A 20,116-nucleotide genomic window follows, 5' to 3' on the forward strand; every position below is an offset into this window, starting at 1 on the left:
TATTAATTTTTTATTAGGTTTTCATTATTCAACAGAACTTCTTCTGCCAACTGAATATATTGAACAGCTCCTTTACTTTCCGCATCATAATTTAAAATACTTTCTCCGAAACTTGGTGCTTCACTTAATCGTACGTTTCTACTTATAATGGTTTCAAAAACCATCTCAGGAAAATGTGCATTGACCTCTTCCACTACCTGATTTGATAATCTTAATCTGCTATCATACATGGTAAGCAATAAACCTTCAATATCTAAGTCTTTATTATGGATTTTTTGAACATTTTTAATGGTATTCAATAATTTTCCAAGACCTTCTAATGCAAAATATTCACATTGAATCGGAATAATCACAGAATCTGCAGCGGTAAGAGCATTTACAGTAATAAGCCCCAAACTCGGTGCGCAGTCAATAATAATAAAATCATAATCCGCTCTTACGCTTTCCAGTGCTTTTTTCAGCATATACTCACGGTCCTCTTTATCCACCAATTCAATTTCTGCAGCTACTAAATCGATGTGGGAAGGAACAATATCCAAGTTGGGTGTAGCTGTTTTCTTGATACAACTTTTAGTATCAATGCTATGCTCCAATAGATTATACGTAGAATATTGAACATCGTCAACTCCTAAACCTGAAGTTGCATTAGCCTGAGGATCAGCATCAATGATCAGTATTTTTTTTTCCAATACCCCTAATGCTGCAGCTAAATTTACGGCAGTTGTAGTCTTCCCTACTCCACCTTTTTGATTAGCGATACCTATGATTTTTGCCATTATTAGAACTTTAGGTCTCAAAAATACACTTTTTTCTTTGCTCTCAATGAATGAGTAAAACAAAAATTGAGTTAAAACACTGTTAATATGCTACTTAACAATAAAAAAAATTATCCACATTTTTTCAAAATTGTGGATAACTATTCAAGATTTGTTTTCCTTATCAGTTATCAAACTTCATGGATATTGGAAATTTAAAATAACTTCTTACCGGTTGGCCTTGTTTATTTTTCCCCGGAGTCCATTTCCCTTTTATAGACTTAATTGTTCGGATCGCTTCATTATTAAATCCACTATCAACACCATTGGCTTTAATTGCTGAAATAGTACCATCCACTTCTACAATAAAAGTAATGGTCGTCCTCATCAGATCATCAGATTCAAATCCAGAGCCATCAAAATTATTCATTACTTTATTTCTGAACACATCTATTCCTCCCATAAAACTTGCTTCTACACTAAGACCATCTGGTCCAAATACTGTATTGTCGGGAATTGTCGATGTTGTAGCAGGCCCTATACGAGGAGGTGCAACAGGTCCGTTTCCCATAGTTGAATGAATAGGGATATGGGTATTATTTTCTATAGGGTCTCCTGTTGGATTATTAGTAAGACCAGGAATCGCATCATCGGGTTTTTCAACTTTTAAAGGCTCCCTCGCCTCCTTGCTAGGCGTAGGTAATTCACTATTAAACTCTTTAGTATTGGGAGGCGATACAGGCTGAATAGGTTTTACAGGTTCTATTGGTGGTGCTTCAGGTTGATCAACATCTACGGGAGGCGGTAAGTGATAGATTGTTCCTGTGATAGGAACATCCACTGTTTTAAAAGCTGAAATAATAAACGGAGTAACGGAAACTGCCGCCAATAACCCCACCCCTATAAAAAGCGCCTTGGTCAATATTCTATCAGATTCATTTCTTAAAACATAAGCTCCATATTCTTTATTACGGTGCTCAAAAAGAATTTCATTAAAACGAAACTCTTGATTTTGGTGTAGTTGCTTCATAAGTAAAAATTTTAAAACCGTCACAAAAGACAATTATTAGTTCAACATAAATTATCAATAATCAATGAATAAATATCAAAACATTTGCCAAATAACTGAAATAAAAATACAATTTTAAAACTTTTTATAATATACAACAAAACAAATGAAACAAAAACAAAATAATCAGACAATACAGATTTACTTATTTTAATTCTAGTAACAAGCTTGCATAAATTAAAAAATTCAACATAAAATGAAAAATACAGTAAAAACCCCATATGAAAATCGGAAAATCACTGACGATTTTTCTATAAACATGAAAGATATTTGTATCATACAATCGGGGACGCTGAAAACCGACAAGAGTAAGCAAGAAAAAATTAAAAACTTATAATTATGCCAACATTAACTCAAGAAGCAAAATCCAACTCTTTAATGAGTATGCTTTTAAAACAAGTTTACGACACTGTAACTAACGGAGGAAATCCAGATTCTCTAGGTCCCAATGATTTCATTGCCTTTGACCCTGTAGGTATTACCCTTTCTGAAGACACTTTCGATTATGCATTGAATGGATTATTTGGTGATGCTCCTTCCCCAAAACCTATGCTTGACGGAAAAGGAAAACCTATTCTTGATGCCAATGGAAATCCAAAAATAGATATGGAAGCTTACCAAAACGCCTTATCTAATAGCAAATTCAGAAAATATCTTCAAATGGAACAGTTTGCTGCTATGGTAGATGTGATTCCTTCTCAGTTACCTCCCCTTACTAAAAATGGTAATGGAAGAGAACTCACCATCATGAGCATCATGAATGATTCTCAAAAAAGAGTTTCTAAAGTATACGAAGATCTTTTACAATGGTCAGTAGTTGTCGATACTCAGTTTGACACGAAAGTTGAAAAGAAATTAAATTCTTTAAGAGATAAACTATTTAAAATCAAAAAAGTAAAAAATCCAGATTTTGATGAAAATGCTCCGATTGATGACATGAACAAGCCAGAGCTATTCCACACTTTCGTTGCTCCAACCTATGCTAAATACATTGAATATCAAATGAAATATTATGATATAGTAGATGCTAATAACGAAATTAGAACCGCAGCAGATAATGGAGACGCCGAAGCTATGGCTAAACTATCGATTGATGGTAAAAACATGAAAAAACGTGAAGACGCTGCATTAAAAGCATGGCAATCTTTAGGATATAAAGAAGCTGTAGAAAATATCCAGAACTATTTAAGTGAAGTTGAGCAAAAAAATATGCTTGTCATCAAAAAAAGAATGGAATCTGAATTTAGAAACAGCCAAAGAACAAGAGTCTTAGATTACACCAACTACTCTCCTTCTATTCCCGTTGCCGCGAACGCATTGAAAGAATCAAAAGGATGGCCAACAGTAACCATCGTAGAAGGTGAATCCAATTATGATTATTCTAAAAGTGTTCACAATTGGGGAGCAGCCGGAGGTTTTAGTTTGGGTATTTTCTCTATTGGGGCAAAAGCCGGAGGAAAACATGAAAAAACTAAAATCAATACGGATTACACTAATATGAAAATATCTTTCAAATTAGGTAAAGTAAGAGTAGAAAGAGGATGGTTCAGCCAACAATTCATAGAATCCAAATACTGGAAATTACATGAACAATCTCCACAAGCATTAAATGGCGATATCATCAGTGATGGTAAAGGTAAAGGATTAATGCCATCGATCATTACTGAGCTGATCATAGCAAAAGATGTTTCTTTAGATTTTGCCAATAACAGTACTGCCTTTACGGATGTTAAAAACTCAGTAAACTCAGGGGCAGCTGTCGGAATCGGACCTTTTGTATTCGGAGGAAGCTACAGCTACGATAACCAAGATGTACAATCGAATGCAAAATGGAATGGTAAAAAATTAACATCAGATGGAATTTACATTATAGGCTACAAATGTCATGTAGTTCCAAAATCACCAAATCCAAATCCTGAAATTAAAAAATGGACTGACGGAAAATCATAATATCCTTCTCATTAAGATATAACCGACAGATTCGCTCTTTCTGTCGGTTATCTCAAAAAACTGTTTGTTTAGATGCAAGCACAAGAGAGAAGTTGAAAGGATACAATAAGAGAAACCAACAACCTAAAACCAATAGCCATGAAATACTTTATAGCCGCATACCAAAAGCTTAGAAACATTTATATGTCTCAAAGCTCTATGGAAAATGATCTACCCATGATCTGCCCTTCTCTGAGAGTATACGAAAATGAAGAATTGGAGCTGCTAAAACCTCAAAGCCTGCTTAATGATGAACAGAAAAAAGCGCTTTCCATCATCAAAAAACAAAACGTGGCTTATGAACTCAATTCCGTACCTATTTCTCCTAATTTCTGGGATTTGAATCCTAACAATGCTCTTTTTGATATCTATCGTGACATTCTCGATAAAAATAATTTAAAGAATCTTGAGGAAAATTTAGATCAAGTCATCGCTAATAAAAGTACCGTCCTCTATGATGCTAAGAATAATGAAACTAAAGAATTTAAAGCCTATAAAAAATACCAAACGGCTCACGAAACCACAGTCAATAGTATTACAACACATCTTGAACTCTTCGACGGACTAGACACAGAGGAAGAAAAAACAAATTGGAATGATCAATTGGTTAACCTCAACAATCTTAAAGCACTCTCTTTTTCCGAATGGAAAGTGAAAGGATATAAAGATCTTATTGAAAAAGAATTAGCTCGAATCAATAAAATATCCGATGCTGATCTTTATCTCGCTATGGCTCAAAATGCAAAAAACACTTTTAATGCAGCCGAAAAAACAGATGTAATCAGCAATGCCTCCATCCATGATATTAATTTTATTCCGTATGATTTTATGGAAAATGAATCCGGATGGACCAATATGAGACTTGAAAAGGCCGAACTTGAAAGTTTATATACAGAAGCTAAAAATTCTAATGAAAATTTACCTTCAGAAATACTATCCATTGATTATGATGAAAGCGTCATACAAGCAGTAGAATTTGATTATTCATTTGTTCATTTAAAAAGAAATTGGTTCAATAAAAACTTTATGCTTTCCGAACTTTTCGACTGGAAAGAAACCAAAAAAATATCCGATGGAAATACTATTTCGAGTGATTTTAAATTACCCGCTATTACTAAAGCCATGATGCTGTTTAAAAATTTAAAAATCATTCTGGACCCATCTATCACCAATGAAACCGTCAACAATCCGAATCAATTAATATATTTCGGACCACTGATTCTGAAACAACAACTTTTTGTCAATAAAAATAATAACCAAAAATTTTTAAAAGCCATTACCAATGTCAGAACAATTAAGTCCGATCAACTCAATAGCCTAACCCGAAAAACAGAAACCGTAGAATCCACTAAAATAGTTTCTGCAAAACCCGTGGTTGCACAACCCGCTACAGAAACCATGAAAGCCAATCCTGTTTTATACAATAAAATCAATGTTTTAAATAATGTAAAAAACATCAAAGTCGGAACTCCGGCTCCCGTTCAACCCCCCCCCGTAAAACCCGTCACTCCTATTATTGCAACTCCTATTAAAATTCCGGGAATCTTTGTTCCTATAAAATTTCCTATCCCGATTACACCTACCGGATCAATGGTGCAGTTCAGGGCTTTTGATAAAATAAACAATGATCCTATTTATAAATGTTCAATCTCTATTAAAGGAACCAATAATAGTAGAATTTATGAGATAGAAACCAATGAATTAGGAATGATCAATCAACTTATTCCTGTGGGGGAATACAGTGTAGAGCTTAGAGTAGATGATTACGCTGTTTTGAATCAAAATTTCAGTGTAGTTAATACAAATCCTCTGAATTTAGACTATAAGCTCCAACGGGAAGAGATCAAATTCAAATCTTTTTTCTTAGTAGGAATGATTTGTGAAAAAATGCCGAAAATACCTGTTAATCAGTAATCATATTATTTTAAATGGAGACTAATTCTCTAAGACTAAAACTAACAATCATCCATATACAAATCTATAATTAAAAACCTATAACCATGAAACTTTTAAAACACTATACCAAATCATCAGAAGTCCTGACCCTGTGTGAAATACTTTACAAATTAGGATACGACATCAAAATTTCCGATTCTTTCACCTTAGAAGTTGATGCAGCCGTGAAAGATTTTCAAAAGAAAAATTCTTTAGTGGTCGATGGCATTGTGGGCGTGAAAACATGGGCCGTACTCATGCAGAAAAGTACGCCTCCTGTTAACACCACCGATAAATTTCTAAAAGAAATCGATCTTATTAATTTCGCCAATCAATATGGATTAGAACTGGCAGCCGTAAAAGCTGTTAATGAAGTGGAAAGCAGCGGAAAAGGATTTTTAATCAACAATAAACCGAAAATTCTTTTTGAAGGACACATTTTCTGGAATGAATTGAAGAAAAGAGGAATTGATCCCAATATTTACTACAATTCTTCTCATAAAGATGTACTATACCCTAAATGGACGAAAATATACTACCAAGGCGGTGTAAAAGAATATGAAAGATTAAATGAAGCCATGACTTTAGGAGCAGATCCTAAATTCAAAGATGCGGCTCTTTCTTCTGCTTCTTGGGGAAGTTTTCAGATAATGGGATTTAATGCCAAATCTATTGGCTATATTGATGTCACCGATTTTGTATCAAAAATGGAAATGAATGAAGGCGAACATTTGAAAGCATTTGGAAAATTCCTTGAAAAAAACGGACTTATCGTATATCTTAAAAATAAAAACTGGGCAAGCTTTGCCCGAGGATATAATGGTCCGGGATACAAACAAAATAGATACGATGAAAAACTCGCAAAAGCATACGCTAAATACTCGAACAACTAGATATCCACCAAATCATATTGAGTTCATTATTATTAGAGTTCCCTTTGTATTATTATAGATTGTAAAAGAGACTGTCAATTGACAGTCTCTTTGGGTTTTATCTTAGAATAATTCTTTTCGGATGATATTTTGACTTCTTTCCGGTCCAACCGAAACTAAGTATACATTGATTCCTAAATATTTTTCAATAAACTCGATATATTTTCTAGCATTGAGAGGAAGTTCATCATAGCTTCTCGCTTTTGTAATGTCTTCTTCCCATCCCGGAAGCTCTTCATAAATAGCTTCGTAATCGTATAGTTTTGTCGTTGAAGACGTAAAGTAATCAATAATTTTTCCGTCCTCAGTTTTGTATTTTGTAGCGATTTTCAATGTTCCAAGACCTGTAAGAACATCCAACTTAGTAATGACCAAATTATTAATTCCGTTAATCATACAAGCATGTTTTAACGAAACTAAGTCTAACCAGCCTGTTCTTCTTGGTCTTCCTGTAGTTGCTCCAAATTCATGACCGATTTGTCTGATTCTCTCACCTAATTCATTGTCTAATTCAGATGGGAAAGGCCCGTTACCCACTCTTGTACAATAAGCTTTCGCTACCCCAATTAAGTTTTGAAGGGAAGTTGGCGGCACTCCTGCTCCTGTACAAACACCTCCTGTAGATGGAGAAGATGAAGTTACATAAGGATAGGTTCCAAAATCGATATCCAACATCAATGCTTGAGCACCTTCAAATAAGATATTTTTTCCTTCTTGGATCGCTTCATTCAATTCCAGTTCCGTATCTACGATTCTATCTTGAAGTTGCTTTCCTATTTCTAAAAATTCGTTATAAACCTCTTCAACATCTAAAGCCGGTTTTCCATAGTATTTTTCAAAAAGAGAGTTCTTTACTCTTAGATTTTTTTCAATTTTCTCTCTTAAAATTTCCGGATTCAAAAGGTCGATCATTCTGATACCTACTCTTGCAATTTTATCTTCATAGCAAGGTCCAATTCCTTTTTTAGTCGTTCCGATTTGAGTCCCTCCTTGTTCTTCCTCTCTATACGTATCTAATAAGATATGGTAAGGCATAATTACATGCGCTCTTCTGCTGATAAAAACGTGGTCTGTTTTCAGTCCTTTTTCTTCAATCTGATTGATTTCTTTAATAAAAGATTTAGGATTTACCACTACTCCATTAGCAATGATACATTTCCCTTTACACTGCAGAACTCCTGAAGGAAGAAGGTGCAATACAAATTTTTCATCGCCTACATACACCGTATGTCCTGCATTGTCTCCACCTTGGAAACGCACTACATAATCCGATTTTGCCGATAAAACATCCGTGATTTTTCCTTTGCCCTCATCTCCATACTGAAGACCTACAACTACGTAAGTTGACATATTTTACTTTTGTTTTTAGATTCGCACAAAATTACTTTTAAAAAATTGGGTGAGCAAATTTGAAGGGATTTTTATTTTTTGGGTGGGTGGAAATCATGGGGTTGAGGAAGGTAAAATTTGAATATAATTCTTTAAAAGAATTATGTATTTTTGAGTAACATCAAAAAAATTATAAAAAATGACTGAGGAATATGAATATAATGGATTCAAATATTTAATGGACTACTCCTTGCCAGAAAGCAATATAAAAATTTCACACAATAAACAAATACCAGAATATCTTTTTAAATTCTATTCAATTAATGAATTCAGTGTTGATGCTTTAATTAAATCTTATATATATGCTTCTCACCCTTTCGAACTAAATGACATTATGGATAGTAGTCCATTTTTATTATACACTTCGAAACCTTTGAGCCTTGATGTTTATGAAAAATTCTTTTCTCATTTTAGATCTAAAGAAGAAATTATTAAAATTTGGGAAAATGATTCCAATAAAGAAAATAAATGTAGAGATTATTTAACTCATATTTATAGCGTTACATCTAACTTAATAGGAGTGATTTCTCTAACAGCGAAAGAAAATAATTTACTAATGTGGCCTCATTATGCACAAGAAAAAGGAATTCAATTAAAACTAAGAACATCTAATCTTATAAACTCTATTACTGAAAATGTTGAGAATGAAAAAGGAGAATTTTTGGGTTTAAATCCAATAAATTACTGTCAAAAATTAAATCCTATTGATGTTCATCCTTATAAAACCTTTTTTGTACCAATAGCATATGCTACAAATGTTAAGTCAAATATGTGGGAATATGAAGATGAATGGAGAATTCTTGTTAGTAAACATGACATGGGTGTTCCACATAGTAAATCTGGTTTAAATATTATTCCGGATCATATTGGCAATAAAGAAAACCGTAAAATTTCTTATAGTAAAGAAATTGTTGAAGAAATATGCCTAGGTTTTAATTTTATAGTTGCTCGAGATTTTAATATAAAAAGAATTAATGATTTGGAATTTGAAGCACAACCTATAAAAGGAAAATATAATTACGAAAACTATATCAAGCTATTAACTTATATATCGGATAATTTATCTGATAGATTATTTTATTCTGGAGTAAAATATGAGTTAGATGATGAACAAAAGTTATTTCTAATAAGAACAAAAGAAAAATTAGAAATAAAAAAAATTAATGATGAAATTTTTCATTTCACCCGAACAAACAATATAATTAGGTTACTAGAATAATTTTAAATATAGATTGATTATGAAAAAGTATTTAACTAAATAGATGTTTTCATTCCGCAGAAACCTTTCAACAACTTAGATTTCTACGAAATGACAAGCAGTATGAATATTTTTATTATTCTTATCTCAACAAAACCTCACTCATCACACCAATCTCCTCCAAAAATACTCCATCATGCGAAATCACCACCAAAGTCCCATGATAATCTTTAATAGAATGGGTAAGAATCTCCACATTTTGCAGGTCTAAATTATTAGTAGGTTCATCAAGAATAATCATATCTGGGGCTTTATTGCTGAGGGAAAGTCCGCACAGAAGAAGACGCAAACGTTCTCCCCCACTCAACACATCACATTTTTTATCCCAAGTTTCTTTTCCAAACAAAAACCTTGACAATAATGTTTTCACTTCAGATTCCTGCAAGGAATTATCATTGAACTGTTGGACAAAATCATAAATCGTTGCCCATTGGTCAATTAAAGAATACTCCTGATCAATATAAATCACTCGAAAATCTGATCTCGAAATAGTCCCTCCCGACGGTTGCAAACCTCCTAGCAAAAGCTTAATCAAAGTTGTTTTTCCTGAACCGTTTGGGCCTTTAATAGAAATTCGGTCACCACTTCGAATCTCAAGATTAAGATTCTCTGTCCAAAGATTTTGATTATCGTATTTGAAATTAATTTCCGATGCGGAAATCAAAATTTTTCCCGAATGTAAATTAGAGTCATTAAAATTCACTTTCATCTGATCATAATTTTTCACAGCCGAACGTAAATCCCTCAAATCTCCGGAAATACCATTGATTTTCTCGGCATGAACACTCTTCAGTTTCGAAGAGTTTTTCTCAGCATTATTTCGCATCGTATTCATCATAATTCTTGCTACACCCGATTTTTCCTGCTTCCCTTTTCCTCTTGCATCCAGCTTTTGTTTTCGTTCCAACGTTTCGCGTTCCTTTTCTTTGGCTTTTTTCAATGCCCGTTCTTTCGAATGAATATCGTTTTGTAGCGCCTCGTTCTCCATTTCTTTTTGACCGACGTAGAAATCATAATTCCCACCATAGCTCGAAATACCTTGATTACTCAATTCAAAAATAGTATCAACCAAATTCAGTAATGTTCTGTCATGACTGACTATTACAATTGTTGAACTTGTTTTTTGTATAAAATCATACAATAGGTTTCGTGCTTCCTTATCGAGATGGTTAGTCGGTTCATCGAGTAAAATAATATCGGGTTCATTGATTTGAATTCCGGCAAGAAAAACTTTTGTTTTTTGCCCTCCGCTCAGGCTTTCCAGCTTTTGATGGATGTCAATATTTTCAAGTTTCCAATATTGTAAAGCTTGTTGACAGCGCTCTTCAATATCCCAGTCATCATTCAATATTTCAAAATAGACTTCATCCACTTCTCCATTCGTAATTTTTTGAAGTGCCTCTAATTTTGTATTGATTTTCAAACATTCCGCCACTGTCAGATCATTAAAATTCCCAAACATCTGTGGAATATAAAAAACTTCACCTTGAACATGAACATTTCCACTCAAAGGTTCAATTTGATAGGCCATCATTTTTAACAACGTAGATTTTCCCATGCCGTTACTTCCAACCAGCGCCGATTTTGTATGAGAAGATAGTGTAATATTAATAGAATTAAAAAGTAGATTCCCCGCAGGAAACCCAAAAGATATATCGTGTAGAAAAAGCATGATTTCTTTCTTAATTAAGGTTAGAACTCCAATAACTTTTTAGCTATTGTTTATTAAATTGGAAAGAAATTGTATCCTACATGTCTGCTATTTGGGGTTTGTGCAGCAAATATAGTGATTTTTTTGGAGCTGTCTCCCGCTTTCCGCTACAATCTTTTTTCTTTAAAAAAAGGATTTCCACTACAATCGGGGCTAAATTTTCCAACACTCTATCAAATAGTTGCCCTTTAAAATCTTCTTCTGAAGCTTTAAAAACTCCTCTTTTACAAATCCGAACTGAACCAATAAATTATTTTCATCAAAAATGCGTAACTTTGCCGCCTACTATTTTTTTATGGAAAGCATTAAAGTTCACGACAAAACTTTCGTTCCTTATTTAGAGGACACCGAGATTCAGGAGATTGTAAAAGAGACGGCATTAAAAATTTATGAAGACTATAAGGATAAAGTTCCTGTTTTTATTGGAGTTTTGAATGGCGTTATCATGTTTTTTTCAGATCTTTTAAAATATTATCCGGGAGAATGCGAGATCGCTTTTATTCAGATGAGTTCGTATGTAGGGACAGAATCTACGGGAATTGTTTATCAGAAAATGGAGTTGACAAAAGATGTAAAGGAACGACATATCATTCTTGTGGAAGATATCGTGGATACAGGGAATACCGTGGAAAGTCTTTTCAAGTATTTTAAGGAAACACAACGTCCAAAATCAGTAAAACTAGCTTCCTTTCTATTAAAACCAGAAGTTTATAAAAAAGATTTTAAACTTGATTATATCGGGAAGGAAATCCCTAATAAATTTGTTCTTGGATATGGATTGGATTATGATGAACTAGGAAGAAATTTACCTAATTTATATCAATTAGAAGAAGGGAAAATCAACGAGTAGTGGTAGCAAATTAGCTACTAGCTACTAGCTACTAGCTTTTTAAATTTAGATCAAGAATACAAATAAAATATTAACTAAAAAAGCTAGAAGCTAACAGCTTATTTTGCTAAAGGCTAAAAGGCAAATCAACATTATGATAAACATTGTTTTGTTCGGCCCTCCAGGAAGTGGAAAAGGAACGCAAGCTCAAAATCTGATCCAAAAGTTTAACTTAAAACAAATCTCAACAGGTGACCTTTTCAGGTTCAACATGAAAAATGACACTGATCTTGGAAAACTGGCTAAATCTTATATTGATAAAGGGGAATTAGTTCCAGATCAGGTAACGATAGATATGCTGATTGATGAGATCAGAAAACCGACCGATACCAATGGCTTCATCTTTGACGGATATCCACGAACAGTAGCTCAAACTGAAGCACTGGAAAAAATCGTAAAAGAAGAACTGAACGACGATATCGATATCTGCCTTTCTCTGGTCGTAAAAGATCAAATATTAGTAGAAAGATTACTAAAAAGAGGAGAAACAAGTGGAAGATCAGATGACAGCAATGTAGAAATCATTGAAAATAGAATTAAAGAATACTACGCAAAAACAGCTGAAGTAGCTGAGCTTTACAAGCAGCAAGGGAAATATGTAGAAGTAAATGGTGTGGGAGAAATCAATGAGATTTCGGACAAGCTTTTTGCTGAAGTAGAAAAAGTAAAATAGTTATAGGAAATGACTGATGGGTTCTTTATTTTACTCATTATTCAGACCTCATAACTCATAATTATAAGAAATGTCAAATTTTGTAGATTACGTAAAGATTCATTGTAAAAGCGGGCATGGAGGTGCTGGTTCTGCCCATCTTCGCCGTGAAAAGTATATTCCTAAAGGAGGTCCTGATGGTGGAGATGGTGGTCGCGGAGGTCACGTTATCATGAAAGGAAATGCTCACGAATGGACTTTACTACCCCTTCGCTATACCCGTCATGTGAAAGCTGAACGCGGTGAAAATGGAGGCAAAAACCAACTTACAGGAGCTTACGGAGCGGATGTCTATATCCAGGTTCCCATTGGAACGATTGCTAAAAATGAAGAGGGTGAAATCATCGGTGAAATCCTAGAAGATGGTCAGGAAATTATCTTAATGCAAGGAGGAAAAGGAGGTTTAGGAAATGAACATTTTAAATCTTCCACCAACCAAACTCCAAGATATGCACAACCAGGACTTCCGGGTGAAGAGGGCTACATAGTTTTTGAACTTAAAATTTTAGCTGATGTAGGGTTAGTAGGTTTCCCTAATGCCGGAAAATCTACTCTGTTAGCCTCCGTTTCTGCTGCAAAACCCAAAATTGCCAATTACGCATTTACCACTTTAACGCCCAATTTAGGAATTGTTGATTACCGAAATTACAAATCTTTTGTAATGGCAGATATTCCTGGGATTATTGAAGGAGCAGCGGAAGGGAAAGGACTCGGTCACAGATTTTTAAGACATATTGAAAGAAATTCTATTTTATTATTTTTAATTCCGGCTGATTCTGAAGATCATTTTCAGGAATTTAAAATTTTAGAAAATGAACTAAAAGAATATAACCCTGAATTGCTAGATAAGGATTTCATTATTTCTATTTCAAAGTCTGATCTTTTAGACGATGAACTGAAAAAAGAAATCGCTGCGGAATTCCCCGAAAATAAACAACCTTTATTTTTCTCAGGGGTGACCAGCGAAGGTCTTGTCGAGCTGAAGGATGTTATTTGGAAACATCTTCACGGATAATAGTCTTAAATATTTATAAAGAAACGTACTACATAAGGGTTGCCTCTGAGGGCAACCTTTATTTTTAGTTCCATTTTGGAATAGTTCTTGAAAGAATGTAACCAAATATAAAAATCATGAAATACTTGCTTAGTTTTCTTGCATTTGCACTGATGTTATCATGTAACTCTCAAACACCTGTTTCCTCATATTCTAAAATTGAATATGAAGCAGGAGGGTGTTTCGGTTCTTGTCCTATTTTTACAATAGCCATCAATCCGGATAGAACGGCTATTTTAGAGGCAGAGCATTTCAATTTCAACAAAAATCAAACATTTTCAAAAAGTGATTTTTCAAAGCCCAGAGAAGGAACTTTTACTACAACCATCAAAGAAAAAGATTATCAAAAATTACTCTCTTTATTAGATGGATTGAATATAAAAAGTCTTAATGAAAACTATGGGAAAAGAAATATTACAGACATGCCATCAGCCTATCTCCGAATTCAATTTAAAGATGGAACATCAAAGAATATTGAGGATTATGGAAAACATGGCACCGAAAAGCTTGCGGAAATGTATACATTTTTTGAGAATTTAAGGCATAATCAACAATGGACCAAAGTAAAGTAGTTCCATTTAAAAATATTAAACTACCTTTGCAAAGCTAATTCCTTCATTGTGAAGGAATTTTATTTTAATTAAAGATCATTCATTTGAATTTTACAGACTTACACTTAATAGAACCTATTGCCAAAGCAATTAAGGAACAAGGATATACAAACCCTACCCCTATTCAGGAAAAATCAATTCCTGAAATTCTAAAAAACAGAGATTTTTTGGGGTGCGCACAAACAGGAACCGGAAAAACAGCTGCTTTTTCAATTCCTATTTTACAAAAATTATCTAAGAATAACTTTAAGAGTCGTCATATCAAAGCTCTTATTCTTACTCCTACAAGAGAATTAGCCATCCAAATTGAAGAAAATATAAAGGCCTATGGGAAATATCTTCCTTTAAAGCATTTGGTTATTTTCGGAGGAGTAAAACCAGGAAATCAGGAAAATGCCTTAAGGAATGGAGTGGATATTCTAGTGGCAACGCCGGGAAGGCTATTGGATTTCATATCTCAAGGAGTCATCAGCTTAAAAGAGCTCGAAATATTTGTCCTTGATGAAGCAGATAGAATGCTTGATATGGGGTTTGTCCATGATGTAAAAAGAATCATTAAGCTTTTGCCTCCAAAAAGACAGACTTTATTCTTTTCTGCAACTATGCCTTCGGAGATTCAAAAATTAGCAGATTCGATTTTAAACAATCCTGTTAAAGTAGAAGTAACTCCTGTTTCTTCTACCGCAGAGACCATTAAGCAATCAGTATATTTTGTAGAAAAGGAAAATAAACTCGACCTTCTTACTCATATTTTACAACATGATATTTCGGAATCTGTATTGGTATTTGCAAGAACTAAACATGGAGCCGATAAAATTGCAAGAAAACTTCAAAAAAGTAAAATTACCACGGAAGCCATCCATGGAAATAAATCTCAAAATGCAAGACAAAATGCTTTGCAAAATTTTAAGTCCGGAAAAACCAGGGTCTTAATTGCTACAGATATTGCAGCTAGAGGGATTGATATTGATGAACTAAAGTATGTTATCAATTTTGAACTTTCCGATGTTTCAGAGACCTATGTTCATAGAATTGGAAGGACAGGAAGAGCGGGTTCTGAAGGCACTTCTATATCTTTTGTGGATGGATTAGATTTACTTAATTTAAGAAATACAGAAAAACTTATTGGTATGAAAATTCCGGTGGTTAAAAATCATCCTTTTCATACAGAAAATTTGATTGCTCAAAAAAGAGATTCTAATAATAAACCTGTTCCTACCGGATCTGAAAAACCACAATCTTCACGAAACAAAAAAAATGGCCCCGCGCCTATTGGCTATAAGAAGCCTCATAATAAAAATTTCACCCGAAAAAAATAAACACATAAGCCTTCTCGATGAGAAGGCTTATTATATTTAGGATAAGAATGATTCTTTACTCACCATCAGAGTATCGTTGTTCTTGCATTTCATAGCAATAGGCTATGATACAGAAAGGCAATGCTGATGCCCAATAAGAAAAACTCATATATTCCAATGTAAATCCTCTTAAAATCGTTTCTATAATAAATGAAGCCATAACACCCCAAATGATCAAAGTAGAAAGAAAAAACACTTGTTTAAATCTTTTAACAAAGAAAGCCAAAATAACAGTCAATACCAAGAAGAGAAGAGTGACATATTTATTTGCTTGCCCCTGAAGCTGTAACGGATTATACTTTAAGATATAATCAAAATCTTTTGCGGGAGCTAGTACAGTAAATAACAAGATAGAAAAAGTAATGATAAACCCTATACAAACTTTAATTTTATTCTTAACGTTTGTCTCAAGAAAAGGTTTTAATAAAAATAAAATTAACGGAATCACCACTACACTTCTCGTAAGACATATTCCTCCCAAGATCAAACCCAATAAAAAAGGTTTTTTAAAATAATCTTCTTGAAATTTCCTATGCCAATAGAGTATAAAAGCTGATACTAAAATAAATGAAGAAATCAGGTCACTCTTACAAACCAGCTCATATACATAGGATAACGAAATACTCAGCAGAAAAATGGCCAAAAATTTAATATTTTGATTCTTAAATTCTTTACTCACCGCGTAACCGAACAAGATAAAAGCCGCTACTTGCAGATAGCCTACATTTCCTAAAAAATAAAAGGGTAATATGATTAAAAGCTGTCCGGGTAGATAAGAGGGAAAGTTGCCCATATAGTTCCGGGTATCATAAATATACTTTCCGTCAAGCCAATATCTCATTGCATATTCTATCGTCTGCCATCGATCTATTTTAAGTTTATAAGGGTCCTTCAGCACATGCGTCAAACCCAAATAAATAACGGAAATAGCAATAACCCAACCGTTTATCATATAAGGTTTTTTTACCCATCTAGAAATCAAAGGGATTCCCCATTTATAAATTCCAATATGGAAAAGTATAAAAATAGGCATGAGAATATAAATAGAAATAACAGATTGCCTCACTCCATATTTTACTAGGAATGAAAAATTAATGACAAAATAGACTAAAAACAGAGTAAATAACTCCCAATTCGAAGCTTTACTGATTTTTTTATCCATAATTTATTGTATTGTTTTGCCGAATATAGTGCAGGCATTCTCTGTTGTGACACGATCGATTTCCGAAAAATCTTTGTTATAGATATTGACTAATTTTCCTACGATCAAATCCAGATAAGCACTCTCATTTCTTTTCCCTCTGTGTGGAACTGGTGCCAAATAAGGTGAATCCGTCTCCAACACTATTTTGTCCAGTGGAATATGTTGTAAAAATTGATCTATTTTCCCATTTTTAAATGTTACAACCCCACCAATTCCTAATATAAAGTTAAGATCAATAGCATGTTTGGCCTGTTCCAGATTTCCTGAGAAACAGTGGAAAATACCACGAAGTTTGGGATGTTTTTTTCTTTCCAAGACTTCAAAGGTTTCATCAAAACTTTCTCTCGTATGGATTACTATAGGAAGATCTTTTTCTATAGCCCAATCAATCTGTTGTTCGAAAGCTTTTCGTTGAATATCTAAAGTGGTTTTATCCCAATATAAATCAATTCCAATTTCTCCAATAGCAGGAAAGTATCTTTGATCAAGATAGTTTTTAACGATTTCCAATTCCTTTTCCCAACTTTCCGGTTTTACATAACATGGATGTAAGCCCATCATCGAAAAAATTTGATTGGGGTACTCTTTTTCCAACTGGAGCATTTTTTCATGAGATTCTGAATCAATAGCAGGAAGATAAAATTCTGTAATTCCCTTATCTAAGGCTCGTTGAATCATTTCTTTTCTATCTTCATCAAATTCTTCCGAATATAAATGAGTATGCGTATCAATCATTTTTTACAGTTTTAAAAGGTCTTCATAGGGATTTTCTAAATTGAGTAACATTCCAAATGCAGGCTCCGTCTTCATTCCCTCTTTCTTTAATTTTATTATTTTTTGTTTAAAATCTTCTCCTTTTTCTTCCAATATTTTATATTCAGCGATCATATGCCTGTAAGCATTTTGCTCCATTGTAGGTTTATTCTGTCCAAAAATCTCAATCGGAAATTCCTCTAACTGAAAATCCAGTATTATGCATCTTTCTTCATTAATCATTATATTTTCTATGCTACATTCAGCATTAGGAGGAATCATTTTAAACAAGGTTATCTTTTCTAAAAAAGCAGCTTTCCCTTGAGGATCCACCTCACAAATAATATCCAAATCGCTTCCTTCAACATCAATCCCAATCGGAATAGTCCCTACTAAAATAGGAGAATAATAGGCTAAATGTTCTAAAATTCGAAACTTAGTAAGAACTTCATACGCCCTTTTCTGTCTTTCATTTCCTTTTTTTAAATAATCAATGGTTGTAAAATCAATCATTTAAAAATATTTCATGTTTTACTTTTTCCCTTTGTTTTTCAATCCTTTGATTGAGTTTTTCCTTAAACTCAATATACTTTGGATTTTGTTGATCCTCCGTTTTATGCTCTAATGCTTTATTAATTTTAAAGTTTTCTTTAATAAAATCTTTGGTGTTGTTTGAAAAATAAGCACTTCCGAACTTATCAAAAATGTAGTTAACTGCTTGAGAATTTGGATGAATCATATCTTCTTTATAAAAGCGATAATCTCTTAAATCATCCATTACAATCTCATAAATCGGAAGATACATACAATCATTATATCGATGAATAGTATCGTGCAATGCGGTTATCAGTTTAGATTTACTTAATTGATTTTCCACCATTCCATCCTTGGTATGCCGAACAGGAGAAACCGTAAATAATATCTGAACACCTTCTTTACAAATATCTTTGATACTCACTATAGTCGAGGAAATGGAATCCATCAATTCTTGATGTGTTAAGAGCCTTTTCTTAAAAAACTTTTGAGGAATTTTATGGCAATTGGCTACTAATTTTTTCTTCGGAAGGAATTCATAAATGAAGGAAGTTCCATACGTAATAATCACCCAATTTGTTTCTTGAAGAAACCGATTACCCAGCTCTATTTTCTCATTAATCTTACTTAAGGTTTGATGTAGATATCGGGTATCAAAACTAGTATGATGATCTAGAGAAATAAACTCATCTTCATAAGCAATTAAATCATCTTGAGAGTAAAATTGAGAATCATGTAAGATGGTGATCGCATTCCGGATTGAAAAAGGATTAAATATAGTCCCAAAAGGGTTATTAACCGCTTGAAGCTGTCCTTTTTGAAATAAGTCTGACATTTCAGAGGCAAAGCAAGAACCTATCGAAAATATTTTATCTTCAACTTCAATCTTCTTCTCTGATTCTTTGATAGCTACCTCTGTCCGAAACTTCATTATATTAGAATTGTGAAATATTAGGATATACCTTGTCGTTTACTTTCCAAGATTCCATTAGCTTTCTCTTCTCAATAAATAATTGGCCAATTCGGAAAATGGTTTTTTCTTTTCTTCCGGAATATCAATTTTCTTTAGATAACTCTGTCCGATTTCATTATGCTTTTCAATCAAACGTAAGGCTTTTTCATCCACTTTGGTTCTTCTAAAAATCTTTTCTACACCATATACCTTATCTATGTTTTCTGTTTTTTTGGAATACCAATAATCCAATTCCTTTCTTTCCTCTTCTGTTCCATGTTCCATTGCTAAAAGGTATAAGACTGTTTTCTTATTTTCATAAATATCTCCTGCATGCTTTTTGCCAAACTGTGCTTGATCTCCAAATACATCAAGATAATCATCCATAATCTGAAAAGCAATTCCAATATGTTTTCCGAAGTTAAATATGGCTTTAGCATCACTAAAATTAGCTTTAGCAATCAATGCTCCGATTTCAAACGAAGAAGCACTTAAAACCCCCGTTTTATAAGTAATCATTCTGATATAATCAGCAAATGTTACATCCTTTTGCGTTTCGAAATTAATATCATATTGTTGTCCTTCACATAATAAAAGTCCGGTATGGGTAAATATTCTAATACACGCTTTGAAAATTTCAGGTTCAAGGTCTTCAAAAAACTTATATGCTTTAAGCATTAATCCATCTCCTGAAAGAATTCCTACATTAAGACCATGCAATGTATGGATAGTGGGTTTATTCCTTCTTAACGGTGCCTCATCCATGATATCATCATGAATAAGTGTGAAATTATGGAAAAATTCAATGGCCAATGCCGGTTTTATAGCTTCTTTAAGATCTCCTCCAAATAAGTCACAAGCCATTAATACCATAATAGGACGTAAACGCTTTCCTCCATGAGAAATGATATAATTCATCGGCTCATATAGTTCTACCGGTTTATCTTTAAAAGTATATTTATCAATAGCATCTGCAACAATTTGTTGGTATCTGTCTAAAAATTCCATAAA

General features: G+C 33.4%; 18 protein-coding genes. 9 read left to right on the top strand and 9 right to left on the bottom strand.

Translation table 11 applies throughout. The features are described from left to right. Positions 1 to 2 precede the first annotated feature (2 nt). On the bottom strand, positions 3 to 776 hold the full coding sequence (locus tag CHRY9293_RS04710) for a ParA family protein (RefSeq protein ID WP_122547962.1): 774 nt from the start codon (positions 774 to 776) through the stop codon (positions 3 to 5). A gap of 163 nt (positions 777 to 939) precedes the next feature. After that, complete coding sequence (locus CHRY9293_RS04715; RefSeq protein WP_162031822.1) at positions 940 to 1,785, bottom strand: energy transducer TonB; 846 nt, start codon at positions 1,783 to 1,785, stop codon at positions 940 to 942. A gap of 378 nt (positions 1,786 to 2,163) precedes the next feature. Between CHRY9293_RS04715 and CHRY9293_RS04720 the strand changes: the two genes are divergently transcribed. The 3 genes from CHRY9293_RS04720 (at position 2,164) to CHRY9293_RS04730 (ending at position 6,641) form a co-directional block, all read left to right on the top strand. After that, positions 2,164 to 3,774 (top strand): hypothetical protein, encoded by a 1,611-nt coding sequence (locus tag CHRY9293_RS04720; RefSeq protein ID WP_122547964.1) that lies wholly within the window; start codon positions 2,164 to 2,166, stop codon positions 3,772 to 3,774. 138 nt (positions 3,775 to 3,912) lie between these two features. Further along, entirely contained in the window at positions 3,913 to 5,727 is a 1,815-nt protein-coding gene (locus CHRY9293_RS04725; protein ID WP_162031823.1) for a hypothetical protein, read from the top strand. 86 nt (positions 5,728 to 5,813) lie between these two features. After that, positions 5,814 to 6,641, top strand: a complete 828-nt coding sequence (locus CHRY9293_RS04730) for an N-acetylmuramidase domain-containing protein (protein WP_162031824.1) — start codon at positions 5,814 to 5,816, stop codon at positions 6,639 to 6,641. 102 nt (positions 6,642 to 6,743) lie between these two features. Here CHRY9293_RS04730 and CHRY9293_RS04735 read toward each other — a convergent pair whose 3' ends face one another. Further along, the gene (locus CHRY9293_RS04735; protein WP_162031825.1) at positions 6,744 to 8,030 is read right to left on the bottom strand and encodes an adenylosuccinate synthase; all 1,287 of its coding nucleotides are present in this window, start codon (positions 8,028 to 8,030) and stop codon (positions 6,744 to 6,746) included. Between the two features lie 178 nt (positions 8,031 to 8,208). On the opposite strand from CHRY9293_RS04735, the gene CHRY9293_RS04740 reads away from it, so the two are divergent. After that, on the top strand, positions 8,209 to 9,288 hold the full coding sequence (locus CHRY9293_RS04740) for a DUF2971 domain-containing protein (RefSeq protein WP_162031826.1): 1,080 nt from the start codon (positions 8,209 to 8,211) through the stop codon (positions 9,286 to 9,288). Positions 9,289 to 9,409: 121 nt separating this feature from the next. On the opposite strand, the gene abc-f is transcribed toward CHRY9293_RS04740, so the two are convergent. Further along, a complete protein-coding gene (gene abc-f / locus CHRY9293_RS04745; protein ID WP_162031827.1) occupies positions 9,410 to 10,999 on the bottom strand; it encodes a ribosomal protection-like ABC-F family protein in 1,590 nt (529 codons plus the stop codon). A 334-nt stretch (positions 11,000 to 11,333) separates the two neighbouring features. Here abc-f and CHRY9293_RS04750 point away from each other — a divergent pair, with 334 nt between their 5' ends. The 5 genes from CHRY9293_RS04750 (at position 11,334) to CHRY9293_RS04770 (ending at position 15,623) form a co-directional block, all read left to right on the top strand. After that, the gene (locus CHRY9293_RS04750; protein WP_162031828.1) at positions 11,334 to 11,888 is read left to right on the top strand and encodes a phosphoribosyltransferase; all 555 of its coding nucleotides are present in this window, start codon (positions 11,334 to 11,336) and stop codon (positions 11,886 to 11,888) included. A 133-nt stretch (positions 11,889 to 12,021) separates the two neighbouring features. Continuing rightward, positions 12,022 to 12,600, top strand: coding sequence for an adenylate kinase (locus CHRY9293_RS04755; protein ID WP_122547971.1), 579 nt, complete (start codon positions 12,022 to 12,024; stop codon positions 12,598 to 12,600). Between the two features lie 70 nt (positions 12,601 to 12,670). Further along, positions 12,671 to 13,654, top strand: coding sequence for a GTPase ObgE (gene obgE / locus CHRY9293_RS04760; protein ID WP_162031829.1), 984 nt, complete (start codon positions 12,671 to 12,673; stop codon positions 13,652 to 13,654). A 116-nt stretch (positions 13,655 to 13,770) separates the two neighbouring features. Beyond that, complete coding sequence (locus CHRY9293_RS04765; protein ID WP_162031830.1) at positions 13,771 to 14,265, top strand: DUF6438 domain-containing protein; 495 nt, start codon at positions 13,771 to 13,773, stop codon at positions 14,263 to 14,265. Between the two features lie 83 nt (positions 14,266 to 14,348). Further along, positions 14,349 to 15,623, top strand: coding sequence for a DEAD/DEAH box helicase (locus tag CHRY9293_RS04770; RefSeq protein WP_162031831.1), 1,275 nt, complete (start codon positions 14,349 to 14,351; stop codon positions 15,621 to 15,623). 55 nt (positions 15,624 to 15,678) lie between these two features. On the opposite strand, the gene CHRY9293_RS04775 is transcribed toward CHRY9293_RS04770, so the two are convergent. Genes CHRY9293_RS04775 through CHRY9293_RS04795 form a run of 5 tightly spaced genes read right to left on the bottom strand, consistent with a single transcriptional unit; the run spans position 15,679 to position 20,113 of the window. Then, a complete protein-coding gene (locus tag CHRY9293_RS04775; RefSeq protein WP_162031832.1) occupies positions 15,679 to 16,824 on the bottom strand; it encodes a hypothetical protein in 1,146 nt (381 codons plus the stop codon). A gap of 3 nt (positions 16,825 to 16,827) precedes the next feature. Next, a complete protein-coding gene (locus tag CHRY9293_RS04780) occupies positions 16,828 to 17,601 on the bottom strand; it encodes a TatD family hydrolase (protein ID WP_162031833.1) in 774 nt (257 codons plus the stop codon). Between the two features lie 3 nt (positions 17,602 to 17,604). Continuing rightward, the gene (locus CHRY9293_RS04785) at positions 17,605 to 18,132 is read right to left on the bottom strand and encodes a DUF4269 domain-containing protein (RefSeq protein WP_162031834.1); all 528 of its coding nucleotides are present in this window, start codon (positions 18,130 to 18,132) and stop codon (positions 17,605 to 17,607) included. Beyond that, the gene (locus CHRY9293_RS04790; protein ID WP_162031835.1) at positions 18,125 to 19,084 is read right to left on the bottom strand and encodes a GSCFA domain-containing protein; all 960 of its coding nucleotides are present in this window, start codon (positions 19,082 to 19,084) and stop codon (positions 18,125 to 18,127) included. Before CHRY9293_RS04790 ends, CHRY9293_RS04785 begins: the two co-directional genes overlap by 8 nt. A gap of 57 nt (positions 19,085 to 19,141) precedes the next feature. Further along, on the bottom strand, positions 19,142 to 20,113 hold the full coding sequence (locus CHRY9293_RS04795; protein WP_122548297.1) for a polyprenyl synthetase family protein: 972 nt from the start codon (positions 20,111 to 20,113) through the stop codon (positions 19,142 to 19,144). Positions 20,114 to 20,116 lie beyond the last annotated feature (3 nt).

The sequence above is a fragment of the Chryseobacterium potabilaquae genome, from assembly GCF_902728265.1.
Lineage (GTDB): Bacteria > Bacteroidota > Bacteroidia > Flavobacteriales > Weeksellaceae > Chryseobacterium > Chryseobacterium potabilaquae.

Bases quoted from the DNA above. Each gene is read 5' to 3' on its own strand.
- CHRY9293_RS04710 (WP_122547962.1), bottom strand. From the start codon at position 776: ATGGCAAAAATCATAGGTATCGCTAATCAAAAAGGTGGAGTAGGGAAG.
- CHRY9293_RS04715 (WP_162031822.1), bottom strand. From the start codon at position 1,785: ATGAAGCAACTACACCAAAATCAAGAGTTTCGTTTTAATGAAATTCTT.
- CHRY9293_RS04720 (WP_122547964.1), top strand. From the start codon at position 2,164: ATGCCAACATTAACTCAAGAAGCAAAATCCAACTCTTTAATGAGTATG.
- CHRY9293_RS04725 (WP_162031823.1), top strand. From the start codon at position 3,913: ATGAAATACTTTATAGCCGCATACCAAAAGCTTAGAAACATTTATATG.
- CHRY9293_RS04730 (WP_162031824.1), top strand. From the start codon at position 5,814: ATGAAACTTTTAAAACACTATACCAAATCATCAGAAGTCCTGACCCTG.
- CHRY9293_RS04735 (WP_162031825.1), bottom strand. From the start codon at position 8,030: ATGTCAACTTACGTAGTTGTAGGTCTTCAGTATGGAGATGAGGGCAAA.
- CHRY9293_RS04740 (WP_162031826.1), top strand. From the start codon at position 8,209: ATGACTGAGGAATATGAATATAATGGATTCAAATATTTAATGGACTAC.
- abc-f (WP_162031827.1), bottom strand. From the start codon at position 10,999: ATGCTTTTTCTACACGATATATCTTTTGGGTTTCCTGCGGGGAATCTA.
- CHRY9293_RS04750 (WP_162031828.1), top strand. From the start codon at position 11,334: ATGGAAAGCATTAAAGTTCACGACAAAACTTTCGTTCCTTATTTAGAG.
- CHRY9293_RS04755 (WP_122547971.1), top strand. From the start codon at position 12,022: ATGATAAACATTGTTTTGTTCGGCCCTCCAGGAAGTGGAAAAGGAACG.
- obgE (WP_162031829.1), top strand. From the start codon at position 12,671: ATGTCAAATTTTGTAGATTACGTAAAGATTCATTGTAAAAGCGGGCAT.
- CHRY9293_RS04765 (WP_162031830.1), top strand. From the start codon at position 13,771: ATGAAATACTTGCTTAGTTTTCTTGCATTTGCACTGATGTTATCATGT.
- CHRY9293_RS04775 (WP_162031832.1), bottom strand. From the start codon at position 16,824: ATGGATAAAAAAATCAGTAAAGCTTCGAATTGGGAGTTATTTACTCTG.
- CHRY9293_RS04780 (WP_162031833.1), bottom strand. From the start codon at position 17,601: ATGATTGATACGCATACTCATTTATATTCGGAAGAATTTGATGAAGAT.
- CHRY9293_RS04785 (WP_162031834.1), bottom strand. From the start codon at position 18,132: ATGATTGATTTTACAACCATTGATTATTTAAAAAAAGGAAATGAAAGA.
- CHRY9293_RS04790 (WP_162031835.1), bottom strand. From the start codon at position 19,084: ATGAAGTTTCGGACAGAGGTAGCTATCAAAGAATCAGAGAAGAAGATT.
- CHRY9293_RS04795 (WP_122548297.1), bottom strand. From the start codon at position 20,113: ATGGAATTTTTAGACAGATACCAACAAATTGTTGCAGATGCTATTGAT.